Origin of the sequence: Tenacibaculum aestuarii, assembly GCF_964510395.1 — a bacterium.
Classification (GTDB): domain Bacteria; phylum Bacteroidota; class Bacteroidia; order Flavobacteriales; family Flavobacteriaceae; genus Polaribacter; species Polaribacter aestuarii.
The window spans coordinates 1-12,399 of the sequence record NZ_CAZEFY010000003.1 but is presented as its reverse complement, the minus strand read 5'-3'; the positions used below and the strand labels follow the sequence as shown (position 1 = coordinate 12,399).

8 protein-coding genes are annotated in these 12,399 nt (G+C 31.7%); 3 read left to right on the top strand and 5 right to left on the bottom strand.

Translation table 11 applies throughout. The annotated features are described in order from the left end of the window. Positions 1 to 29 precede the first annotated feature (29 nt). Positions 30 to 392, bottom strand: a complete 363-nt coding sequence (locus ACKTSU_RS06160) for a hypothetical protein (RefSeq protein WP_408035496.1) — start codon at positions 390 to 392, stop codon at positions 30 to 32. 166 nt (positions 393 to 558) lie between these two features. Further along, on the bottom strand, positions 559 to 6,054 hold the full coding sequence (locus tag ACKTSU_RS06155; protein ID WP_408035495.1) for an alpha-2-macroglobulin family protein: 5,496 nt from the start codon (positions 6,052 to 6,054) through the stop codon (positions 559 to 561). Positions 6,055 to 6,307: 253 nt separating this feature from the next. Here ACKTSU_RS06155 and miaE point away from each other — a divergent pair, with 253 nt between their 5' ends. The 3 genes from miaE (at position 6,308) to ACKTSU_RS06140 (ending at position 7,973) form a co-directional block, all read left to right on the top strand. Beyond that, positions 6,308 to 6,889 carry a tRNA-(ms[2]io[6]A)-hydroxylase gene (miaE, locus tag ACKTSU_RS06150; RefSeq protein WP_408035494.1) on the top strand — a complete coding sequence of 194 codons (582 nt, stop codon included), beginning with the start codon at positions 6,308 to 6,310 and terminating at the stop codon, positions 6,887 to 6,889. Positions 6,890 to 6,932: 43 nt separating this feature from the next. Next, positions 6,933 to 7,370 carry a DUF4268 domain-containing protein gene (locus ACKTSU_RS06145; RefSeq protein WP_408035493.1) on the top strand — a complete coding sequence of 146 codons (438 nt, stop codon included), beginning with the start codon at positions 6,933 to 6,935 and terminating at the stop codon, positions 7,368 to 7,370. A gap of 111 nt (positions 7,371 to 7,481) precedes the next feature. Continuing rightward, complete coding sequence (locus ACKTSU_RS06140; RefSeq protein WP_408035492.1) at positions 7,482 to 7,973, top strand: CAP domain-containing protein; 492 nt, start codon at positions 7,482 to 7,484, stop codon at positions 7,971 to 7,973. A 187-nt stretch (positions 7,974 to 8,160) separates the two neighbouring features. Here the strand turns inward: ACKTSU_RS06140 and ACKTSU_RS06135 are convergent, their stop codons facing one another. The 3 genes from ACKTSU_RS06135 to ACKTSU_RS06125 form a co-directional block, all read right to left on the bottom strand. Further along, positions 8,161 to 10,056 carry an OmpA family protein gene (locus ACKTSU_RS06135; RefSeq protein ID WP_408035491.1) on the bottom strand — a complete coding sequence of 632 codons (1,896 nt, stop codon included), beginning with the start codon at positions 10,054 to 10,056 and terminating at the stop codon, positions 8,161 to 8,163. 11 nt (positions 10,057 to 10,067) lie between these two features. Next, complete coding sequence (locus tag ACKTSU_RS06130) at positions 10,068 to 11,009, bottom strand: PorP/SprF family type IX secretion system membrane protein (RefSeq protein WP_274635088.1); 942 nt, start codon at positions 11,007 to 11,009, stop codon at positions 10,068 to 10,070. 11 nt (positions 11,010 to 11,020) lie between these two features. Then, positions 11,021 to 12,399: gliding motility-associated C-terminal domain-containing protein (locus ACKTSU_RS06125; protein ID WP_408035490.1), on the bottom strand; the 1,379-nt coding region annotated here is incomplete at its 5' end.

The window sequence follows — 12,399 nt, the reverse complement described above, 5'->3', positions numbered from 1 at the left end:
GATAATTTTAATTACTAACTGTATGTGAATTATATATACCTAGGCGGTTGAAACACCCCTAATGCGTCCGGTGAGTTATAAAAATTTTGATAATGAAAAAGTTGCTTTCTTTCTACAAAAGCCAATATAGAAGGTAAAGGAACCTCTATATCTTCAAATGTAACTTTATGGAAATCTACTACGTGATAATCAAATTGAAACGGAAGTTTCTCATGCTCTTCCTTTTCCTCTTGATGTTTTTCTGAATGAGCTACTTTTAACTCTCCGTAGTGTTTAGATAAGAAAGTAATAAAGCTATCACTATAGGTTTCTTTATGAAACTGTGCATGCTCAACTAACTTATCTAAGTTTAAAATATTAGTACACGTAATATTTAAACTTTGAAAAAGCATTACAATAGATAATATTATAGCAGTTGTTCTCACTCGCTAACAAAGATACTTTTTTTGATATTCTCTCCCACACCTTAGCACTCTTAATATTATGTTAATAAAAATGAATAATAAACAAAAAAGGAGCTATAATTAGCTCCTTTTTTATTTCTATTTGATGTAATAATTATTTCACAACTTTAATCCATCTTCCTTGAGTACGTGCAATATAATCGTTGTCGTACATTGCTTCAACTTGTACTCCTGGTAAATAATACTCTCCTAAATACGATGCATTTAATAATACATTAAACGTTTTAGTTTCATACTTTTTCAATGTAAAGTAGTTACTAATACTCGCATCTCGTATATCGGTATAATCTACATTAGAAGATGTTGTACTGTTTCCAAAATCGGTAAAACGAGTATTGACAATTTCCCAACCAGAAGGTATAAACTGTGTTAAGGCTACATTTTCTAGTGTTTCACTAGTTGAGTTTTTAATTTTTATCTCAGCTATAAAATTGGTTCCTTGTGATAAATTATCAGGTTCAATACGAGCACCATCTTTTGTTTTATACACAATAGATGCTTCTAAGTTCTTTTGGAATACTTTTTCTTCACCTACTGGTAAAATTCCTTTATTTAGTACTCGCACGTATACAACTCCTTTATTTTTATTGGTTATTTTTAAGGAGTTCTCTTTTTGAAGTGCTACTAAATCTTTTGCTAATAATGATTTTGTTGTACTTGCCTCTCCTGAAACCTTATTGAAAATATAGTTGGTATTAATTCCATCAACTCCTCCATTTTTTAAAGCATACTGACTCATTGCTAACAAACTATACGCTGTTGTTTGCGTACTCATCCAATTGTTACTAGACAAATCTTCAGCAACTTCTTTAGCTAACTTTATTGCCTTAGTTTCATCATCTAACAAAGTATACGTTTCTAAAGCCATTGCTTTGTTTCTGGTTTCTGAACCATAATTTGAATAATATCTCTTAATAGAACTATGCCCTATTAATCCTTTTAAAATAGATTCCGCTATCGATTTTTTTCCGATTAAAGCATACGCACTTGCCAATCTTGTTTTAGCTTCATCTGAAACTCCCATCGACTCACGCAAACGATTCATTGAAGCTAAATCTGGGTTATTCGCTAAACACAATGTATACAATCGATATGCTTGCGAAAGAGAATTGTTATAATAGCTTGAAGTATTTCTCCAATTACGTGCTTGTTGCTTCTGATATCCAATCCATTTAGATTTGAAGCCAATTGGTAACACATATCCTTTCTTTTCTGCTTCTATCATAAAATGACCAGCATACGATGTTCCCCAACTATCTGCAGTACTATTTCCTTGCCAATAAGAAAGTCCTCCATTTGATAACTGGAAATCTGACAATCGTTGAATAGCTGCTTTTATATTTCTTTCTGTTGAAGCTATCTTATCTTTTGATAATTCGAATAGTTCAGGTAAGTATAACTGTGGAAAAGCCCCAGAAGTGGTTTGCTCTACACAACCATGTGGATAACGAATTAAATACCCTAAACGCTTTGTAAAGTTCATTGGAGGTAATGTAGATAACTCTAACGTAGCTGCATTAGTTCCTCTAGTTCCAAAACTAGTAAAACTTAGTTCGCCTTGTTCATTCGACTTTAACACTAAATCTTTTACCTCAGTCGTAACTGGATTCGGATTTAAGACATCAATCTCTACTTCGTAAGATGCTTTTTCACTTCCTGAACTTGCATCTATTTTCACTTTACCAATTCCTTTAAAATCATTCACTTTTAAGGTGAAATACGCCATTTTTTCATCCGGTTGATCAAACGAAACTGTTTGTGTGGCATCTCCAACTATGGTATAAGCTTCATTAGGTTGTACTGTTACTTTTACATTCTTAATGTTTGGTTTCATTGCAAAAACAGTAACTGGTAGCGTAACGGTTTCTTGAGGCGTAATCTTACGCGGTAATGATGCTAAAATCATAACAGGTTTACGTACAAAAGCTGTTTTTTCATCGCTACCATACGCATCTTTTTTAGTGTCTGTAGCTACAACCATGGCACGTACAGACCCTACATATTTAGGGATTTTAATCTTGTGTTCCTTAATATCTCCCATTTCTAAATCGAAAGGACCTAAATAGGTAACCATTGGTTTGAATCGATTGGCTTTTCTGTTTTTACTTCCTGCTTCCGATTCGTCACCTCCAATACTTAATATTTGATTTACTTTTCCACCATAAGCTCCAATAACATCATCAAAAATATCCCATGTTCTTACTCCTAACGATTGACGAGCGTAGAAAACACCCCAAGGATTCGGAGTTTTAAAACGTGTTAAATCCAACAAGCCTTCATCTACTAGCGCAATGGTATACGTCATTGGTCTACCTTTTTCTTCTTTTACACGAATGGTAGCTGTAGACTCTGGTCTTAACTCGTCAGCTAATTGAATTTTAGGTGCTAGTTTAGTATCAGGATTATTTACCAACATCGGGATAGAACCATACATACGAATTGGTAAATCGTTTACCGTTTGGCTGTGCTTTTGTAATAAAGAAATATTCACAAAAACATTAGGTGTATAACTCGCTTTCACTGGAAAACTAAACGATGTTTGTTGAGCTTGCGTTGGTACCCAGAAGTGATCTAACACCTCAGTTCCATTTTCAATAGTGATAAAAGCTTTTCCTCCTTCAGAAGAAGGAAACTTAACTGTTGCTGTTTCATTTACTTCATACGATTCTTTGTCAGTAGTAAACACTAACATGGTAGCATTGCTCTTATCTTGATTTCCTTTTTTCTTTGCGTACCAAGAAGGCCAATCAAAATACACTACGTTAGAAGTTACGTGCTTACTTTTTAAATCAGTTACTTTAATTAAATAGCGTCCCCAATCGTTTTCATCAACTTTTAATTTGAAAGTTCCTTTACCTCCTGCATTCGTACCAATTGTTAACTTTTTGTAAGGTTCATGATATCGTGTTCCATCATAACTAGACAATCCATTGTCAGAGGTATTCCACCACCAACGCCATGATAACTTATACACATTTACTTCTAAATTATTCGCTACTCCTACTCCTTCTTGATTTACAGAAGCAACATTAAACGTATATTCTTCATCAGTAAATAAGTAATTTTTAGATTGAGGTTCTTCTGCATCTTGTAATCCTGCATATGAAGTATAAGGCGATACTTTATTAGAAAACACATCAGTGCTAAAATCTCCTCCGTTCTCATAAACCTTAGTTATAAAACTCGCTTTTAGCATTCCTGGAGCTTTACTATCTAGTTTTGGTTTTACAGAGAAATTGGTTATTCCTTCATTATTTAAACTACCTTTTAATACTTTAAACTCTTCAGTTCCAAAACGGCGAGTAACATCATCAAAATTATAGTTTTTGAATTTTGAAAACTCAGTAGTTGTTTGCGAAAATTTTCCGTTGATATCTAATTTTAAACCTCTCGCAATAGCACCATGTAACCACTTAACTTCTACGTTTCCTGAAATTTCAGAATTAGCTTTGATAAATTCTTCTGTGGTGTTAAGTTTTATTTTTAATCGGTTAGGTTTAATGGTTTCAATTTTTAAGTCTTTATTAAAAACTGCTCCACCTACACTTACACGTAATTTCCAATTTCCAGTAATTGCTTCAGGGTTTGTTGTAGGTGTGTATCCATATACATTGTTTGATTTCTTCGGAAGAATTGTTCGGTCAATTATTTTTCCCTGCGGATTGATTAACTCAAACTTTATTGGATGGTCTTCTGGAATTGGATTCGCGTTATCGTTTAATACAAAGGTTAAGAATAATTGATCGCCTGGTCTCCAAACCCCACGTTCTCCGTAAATATAACCTTTAATTCCTTCTTGTAATTTTACACCTGATACATCAAACTTACTCATAGACAATGTTTCACCGTCATTTAACTTAATGTATGTTGTATTTTTATTTTTCATTACTACAGCAAAAAATGCATTAGAAACATTACTGAAAGTAGCAATTCCTTCTTTATTCGTAGAAGCCGATTCTATTGGTTGCATCTGTAAATTATATAACGTCACATTTGCAGCTTCAATTGCATTTGTAGTAAGTATATCTGTTACCGCTACTAAAGTCTTGTTATTGTTTCCTTTCTTTACGATTATACCAATATTTGTAGCCAAAATATTAGTGCTAATTTGCTTGTCGTAATAGTAAGAGTTGGTACATGGATTATCTCTATCTCTCCAACTATAATCACCGTAATAATCTTCATAATAATGAGGATTATCATAAGTTTTTGTGTTTATCTCTTTTTTTCCAAAAACAATTGTTTTGGCTTCTGATCCTTCAGTACATGAATAAGTAGAATAATCTTTATTGAATGAAAATTCTACTCTATACATCGCTCCATCTTCCACAGTTACAATTTCAGCTAAATCAATAGCAAAAGCATTTTCCTTACTTAAATCTACTCCTTGATTACCAAGATTCACCGTATATTTTGCAATTGGACGACCTACATAACGTAAATTACCTTGGTTGCTTAAATTATTGTATTGTAAAAATTGTAATACATTATCCTTATAAATTTTATAGATAGTTGCATCAACTGCCTTTAAGTTAACCGCTTTAAAATTGATTTTTAAATTGCTTGAATTTGGTAATATTGATCCACTTTTAATAAAGCTAACAGCAGGTTTCAACTCTTCAAAATATACTGTTTTAATAATGTTTTCTTTTAAAGTGTATCCATCTGCACTTTTAATTCCCTTAAAAACCTCTATATCTATCTTTTCTGTATAAGATGCTTTTGGGTATAAAGTAACTTTATTCCTTTTGATTTTATAAGTATATTCTCTTTTTTGAGTATTTAAAAACTGAATAAGTCCTTTCAAATTTTGAGATTTTTGTAACGGATCTGAAAAACTTATTTCTATATGTTGTTTGTCTGTATCAATAACATCAATATCTAATACTTTAAAGTTATTTTTTCCTATAATAGTCAGTTCTCTTTTACCTTTTGATTCTGATTGAATAGAACTTCCATTCCAAGTTACTGATAATGATTTATCGTCATCATAACGTTGAATACTGTCTACTTTAAAATATATTTTTGAGCTAAGTTCACCAACTTCACTAAACTTTATTCTCTTCGCCTTACCGTTATAAGATGCTTTTACTAAATCGGTTAATTTAGCTGTTTCAATAACATCACTCGCTATAATTTCACCTTCTACAGCATATAAGTCTTTAGTATATACACTTGGTGATTGTAGTGATACATTGAAAAGTAATTCCTTTGTTTTTAACTTAACTGTAAAGTCTTTTAACTCTTCATCAATATCTTCATACAAGTTTGATAAATGAAGAGTTACCAAATACTCTTGATTACTTTTTAATTTTTCTGTAGGTATAAAAGCAATTTCATTCTCGTTTACAGCTACTTCACCTTTAATCTCTGGTGAAACTGTTATGATTTCATTCGCATCAAAATTTGTAGTGGCTTTCTTTTTTAATACAAACTTTAAGTTTGGTGTTACCGATATTAATTTATCTGGAAACACACTAATATACTCACTAAACTCGTTAACATTACTTTCTGTAGTAACTGATTTTTTACACGAATTAGCCATAAGCATTAAACAGATTAATGCAAGAGAACCTAAAATTTTTCTCATTTGTTTTAGTAACTGTAATTTCATTTTTTTGGAAGTTTTGACTTTCTCTATTCTTTATAAAACTACTGAAAAATCTTTTTAAAAGATGATCTATTTAGAATTTGTAGCAATTTGTTTAGTATCCGTAATTAGAATCGGTATTTATCAGCAATTTTTTAAGAGATTTTTTTAATAACAAAGCTAACTATTTTTAAGCTATTTATTACTCTATTCGTTTTTATATTTTTTACTTTTACAACCTCAATTACACATTATGCTTGGATTACAATTTGACACAGAAACTTCATGGGTTGAAGTTGCTAAAAACGGCTTAGAACAATTATTAACCGATCATGCTTTTGCTGAACAAAAAGCTGCTTCGAATGCTGTGTCAATTATCATCAACTATTCTGAAGAAACTGAACTTGTTAAAGATATGAGTGATATTGCCATTGAAGAAATGGAACATTTTAGAATGGTACACAATTTAATGGTAGAACGAGGAATGGTTTTAGGGCAAGCAAGTAAAAATGATTACGCTCAACGATTGCAAAAGTTTTTTCCACATACTAAAGACAGAACTGAAGCCCTAATACAACGTTTGTTAGTTGCTGCTTTAATTGAAGCTCGTAGTTGTGAACGTTTTAAGGTTTTTGCAGATAATATGGAAGATGAAGAGCTTTCTAAGTTTTATTTAGATTTAATGGTTTCAGAAGCTAATCATTACACCTTATTTTTAGGATATGCTCGTCAATATATGGATCGTGATCTTGTTGACGAAAAATGGAACAGTTTGTTAGCTTTTGAAGCTAAAATGATGCGCGAAAGAGGTAAAGAAGCAAGAGTTCACGGATAGTAAATACACTGCAAACAATTTTTAAAATAAATATATTAAGTAAGTGTTTAGTAAAGAAGAATCAGCTCGATTACGTAAAGAATTTTGGACAAGCTTTGGGAAATCTTTTCCAAGAAAATGGTTGTTGTATAATACTAAAATAAAAGGATTTGCTTTTAAATTCCAAGCTGATAGGAAAAAAGCTTCTGTGTGTTTAGATTTCGAACACCCTGAAGATGTTGCTAATGAACTACTTTATGACCAATTACTTTCTTTAAAAAAAATACTAGAAACTGAATATTTACCAGAAGTAATCTACGATGATACTTTTGAATTGGATAATCATAAAATTATCCGAAGAATTTATGTTCCTTTTGATAAAAAATTTAGCATTCATAATAAAGATACTTGGCGAGATTGTTATGAGTTTTATGTTGAAACTATGACACAGTTTGAGCTGTTTTTTTATGAGTATGAAGATTTTATAAAACAGGCTATCTAGTCACAGGAAAAAACCCCTTTTTACCTCAAAAACATACAATTAACTTGTTTCGCATTAAGTTTTCGTTATATCTTTACAACGTTTTTTGATTAACCCCTTAACCCCCTAATCATGAATAACTACCCCCTCAAGTTATTGGTGCTTTGTTGTGCACTAATATTGACGTCTTGTTCGTCTAATGAAACTGAAATAGTTGACAACAACCCTGAAATGTCAATTACAGTAAGTGAAAAATCAATAGAATCGGACATTTTGACCCTTATTAATAACTATAGAGTTAATAATGGTTTTTCTTCATTAAGTAAATTAGAAGTCATTAAATCACAAACAAACAATCATACCAACTATATGATTGAAAAGAATGAGGTTTCTCATGACTTTTTTTACCAACGCAAAGAATACTTAGCAAAAAATGCCAGCGCTGTAAGTGTTGCTGAAAATGTAGCTTACGGTTATTCAACAGCTGAATCTGTTGTTAATGCATGGGTTAAAAGTGATGGTCACAAGAAAAATATTGAAGGTGACTTTACTCATTTTGACATTACCGCTGAAAAAAGTGCTGATGGTAAATGGTATTTTACCAACATCTTTGTAAGACAATAGTGAAGAAAATAAAACCTGCATTCAATGTGCGAGATTGAATCAGGGCAAAAGAAAACTACTCTACGGAGTCTAATTACTTATTTTCACTTTTAATAATCATTAAAACAAAGGTGAAATAAATAAAAAACCCCAATTCAATGTGCGAGATTGAATCAGGGCAAAAGAAAACTACTCTACGGGAGACTAATTACTTATTTTCACCTTTATAATCATTAGTGATTATAAACTTTGATCGTCTATTTTCTTGATGTTCTTCTTCGGTACATTTAACACCGTTAGAACATTTATTTATTAATTGCTTTTCACCATAACCAATAGCACTTTGAATTCTGTGTTTAGCTATGTCTCGTGAATAAATATAATCTCTAGTAGATTTTGCTCTTTTATCAGATAAAATTTCATTGTATCGATCACTTCCTCTACTATCTGTATGAGCTTCTATCTTAATAATCATTTTCGGATTATTTTTTAGCACTCTTACTATATGCTCCAACTCATAAGCTGCATCAGGTCTAATATTCCATTTATCAAAATCAAAGAATATAGGATCAATTACAATTTCATTACCTATAATTAACGGTGTTAAATATAAATCGCGTTCTATTTCAACACCTCTTATATCAGTAGTTTCAACATTATCTATAAAATCATCTTTATAGTCTAATTTTGTACCTCTTAATGTGAATTTTTTCTCACACTCTACTTCAAATATATAAGAAGCGTCTTCTTGAGTAACAAATCTTTGTAATACCTTACCTTCGGCATCTATTAATTCTACTAATGTATTTGGTAATAATTCTTTTGTTCTTTTATCAAATGTTCTACCTTTTATAAATTGTTTACATTTAAAAGTTCTGAATTCATAAATATCATCTTCTCCTTTACCTTCCGGTCTATTCGAAGAAAAATATCCTGTTTTTCCGTCTTCATTATAAAAAAAAGCAAAATCATCATAACCACTATTAAATGGAGCTCCAATATTTACTACTTCAGAAGAGTTGTTTTTTAACAAATCTGATTTATAAATATCTAAAAGTCCTAAGTTTTGATATCCATCTGAAGAAAAATATAAGGTGTAATCTTTTGCTACAAACGGAAACATTTCTCTACCTATAGTATTAATCTTATCTCCTAAATTTGTAACCTTTCCATAACCTCCATTAGGTAAAATTGCTACTTTGTAAATATCGGTTGCTCCATAACCTCCAGGTCTATCAGAAGTAAAATACAATGTTTTTTCATCTGGACTTAATGCCGGGTGTCCACTAGAATACACCTTGTCATTAAAAGGTAATTCTTCAACATTATCCCATTGACCATTCAGCAAAGTTGCTTTGAAAATTTTTAAGTTCGACGTACCTTTTTTATCATACTCAAGCTTCTCTTTTTCATCTAGATTATTCCTAGTAAAGTACAATGTCTTTCCATCTTTGGTAATAGCTACATTCGATTCGTGGAAACCTGTATTAATTTTAGAAGAAACAATTGGCATAACGTCTTCTAAATCAAACTCATCATCTTTAGTGATAATTTTAGCTTGATATATATCTAAATATGGTTGATTGTTCCATTCATAAATTTCACCTTTATCGTTTCTTGTAGAAGCAAAATATAACTTTTCACCTTGTACATAAGAACCAAAATCTGAATTTTTAGTATTGATTTTTAAATTTGCTATCTCTACAGAATCTTTATTCAAAGTTTTTAGTTTGTCATAATCTACATTTCCTATTTTGGAAACTACATCTGGTATTTTTTGCAGCCATTTATCTGCTTTTTCATATTCACCAATACTTCTAAGTGATTGTACATATTTATATATAGCTTCATCACTTAAACCTTCATCTCTATTGGAAGCCACCCCATACCAGTAAGCTGCTTGTTTAGAGTTAGAATTGTTATAATAACAATCAGCTAATTTTGTTACCATTTCTACTCCATCATCGCCTGCGTCAATCGCTTTTTTATAGAATTCAGCAGCCTTTATGTAGGAGTATTCTTTATAGAATTTATCAGCTACTTTTCTTTGTGAAAAAGCAAAACATGATAAAAAAAGTAATATAAATGTAATTTTTGTTTTCATAAGTGTGCTTTTTAAAAGTATCTAGGTGATTTTGTTCTATATGCTTTAGGGTGCAATTCAAACATCAATAATACTTCATGAGTACCATTTGAATATTGATTAATATCAGATAACGGATGTTCGTAAGCATATCCTATTCTAAACTGACGAGAGACTTGAAAATCTACCAAAGCTCCTAATGCTCCTGTATACTCGTTAATTCTATAAGATCCACCTAACCAAAGCTTTTCATTAAACAAAAAGTTTGCTGTAATATCATACGATAAAGGTGCTCCGTTTGTTGCTTTAATTAAAGTTGCTGGCTTAAATTTTACATTATCACTTAAATCAAATACATAACCTCCTGTTAAGTAATAACTCACCTTATCTACAACTCCATAATTAATTCCATTAACTTCTAAATCATTATGATCTATATTTAATAGCCTTGGAGCCGATAATCCTACATACCATTTATTAGTATGCATTAATACTCCACTACCTATATTAGGTTCCCATCTATTTTGAATTCCTGAGATACCTGGATCAGATGGTTCTGCTGCTATTAAAGCATCATCAATGTTATATTGAGTAAAACCTGCTTTAAGACCAAAGGCTAATTTTATAGTACTGTTAAGCTTAATAGTGTAAGAAAAATCTCCATACAAATAAGTGAACTTTTCGTATCCAAGCTTATCGTTAATAAACGATAAGCCTAGACCGATTTTATCATTCCTTAGAGGTGAGTGAACAGATAAAGTTTGCGTTTCAGGCGCTCTATCTAATCCTGCCCACTGACTTCTATGCAACCCAACTATACTCAACACTTCTCTACTACCTGCATAAGCTGGGTTTATGGAAATTGTGTTGTACATGTACTGGGTAAATTGTGGTAACTGTTGCGATTGTACGGTAAAAATACCTGCAAATAGTAACACAACAATTGCTTGTAATATTCTGTAATTATGGTTCATAGCTTATAATATTATTTGGTTCCTAAATAAATTGCTCCTGTAAATGGTTTTAAACCACTATTTTCTAATATTACAATGTAGTAATATGTACCTGCTGGTAATCTTTTAGCCCCTCCAAACGTAGTTCCATCAGAAACTCCATTCCAATTATTGGCATAATTGTTAGACTCAAAGACTTGTGCTCCCCAACGGTTAAATATTTTCACATTTACTATAAATCCACAAGATTCTACTCCTGTTACTTCAAAGAATTCATTCCATGAATCTCCATTAGGGGTTACTGCTTTTGATATTACCACATCTTCTTGTCCACATGGTAACACAACACAGTCATCGTTTATATTAATCGTAACTTTTATTGACCTTAAACATCCATTATTTGGTTCAGTATAAGTGAATACATAGTCTCCTAAACTTAAACCTGATGGATCAAAACTTGCATCGTTCGATAATACTACATTTCCTTGTGTAACTTCCCAACTACCTTCTTCACTTGGGTTAGCTACATAATCATTCAAATTAATTTCTCCATCGTCTATACATTTAGAATCAGCTATTTCTGTTACCGATGTATTGACTGTTACTTTAATGGTTTGTGTAAATTCAGCTACGTTACCACAATCATCAGAAACTGTCCATGTTCTTGTAATCATATAATTACTATCAGTTCCATCAAACGTACTTGTTTCTTCAAAATTTGTTTGAGTTACGTTTGCTGAACAATTATCAGTAAACTCTAAAGTTGGAACCTCTGGAACATTGTCACATTCAACTGTAATATCTTCTAAAGTAGAAACTAATTCTGGTGCTTCAGTATCTTCAACATTAATTACTTGAGTATGCGAAACTGTATTTCCTGCACAATCTTCTGCTGTCCAAATTCTAGTAATTGTATATGCAGAAGCACATGCTCCTTCTTCTCTAGTAATTTCTTCTGAATAATTTACTATAACTGATGAACTACAATTATCAGTCGCTGTTAATACTACTGCTACTGGAATGGCATCACAACTTACCGTTACATTCGCAGGCAATTCTTCTACAAACTCTGGTGCTACTGTATCTTCTACTGTTACTACTTGAGAATGTGAGGTTTCATTTCCTGCACAATCTTGAACTGTCCATGTTCTTGTAATTGTATATTCTGTTGCACAATCATCATCTTGCCCTGCAAACTCTTCTGAATAATTTACTATAACTGATGAACTACAATTGTCTGTCGCTGTTAATACTACTGCTACTGGAATGGCATCACAACTTACTGTAATCTCTGCTGCTGGTAACTCCTCTACAAATTCTGGTGCTACTGTATCTTCTACTGTGATTACTTGAATATGAGTAGTCGTGTTTCCTGAACAATCTGATACCGTCCACTTTCTTGTAATTAAGT

What these genes read in the sequence shown, in the direction of transcription:
- ACKTSU_RS06140 (WP_408035492.1), top strand. Translation starts at nt 7,482, where the DNA reads ATGAATAACTACCCCCTCAAGTTATTGGTGCTTTGTTGTGCACTAATA.
- ACKTSU_RS06130 (WP_274635088.1), bottom strand. Translation starts at nt 11,009, where the DNA reads ATGAACCATAATTACAGAATATTACAAGCAATTGTTGTGTTACTATTT.
- ACKTSU_RS06160 (WP_408035496.1), bottom strand. Translation starts at nt 392, where the DNA reads ATGCTTTTTCAAAGTTTAAATATTACGTGTACTAATATTTTAAACTTA.
- miaE (WP_408035494.1), top strand. Translation starts at nt 6,308, where the DNA reads ATGCTTGGATTACAATTTGACACAGAAACTTCATGGGTTGAAGTTGCT.
- ACKTSU_RS06135 (WP_408035491.1), bottom strand. Translation starts at nt 10,056, where the DNA reads ATGAAAACAAAAATTACATTTATATTACTTTTTTTATCATGTTTTGCT.
- ACKTSU_RS06155 (WP_408035495.1), bottom strand. Translation starts at nt 6,054, where the DNA reads ATGAGAAAAATTTTAGGTTCTCTTGCATTAATCTGTTTAATGCTTATG.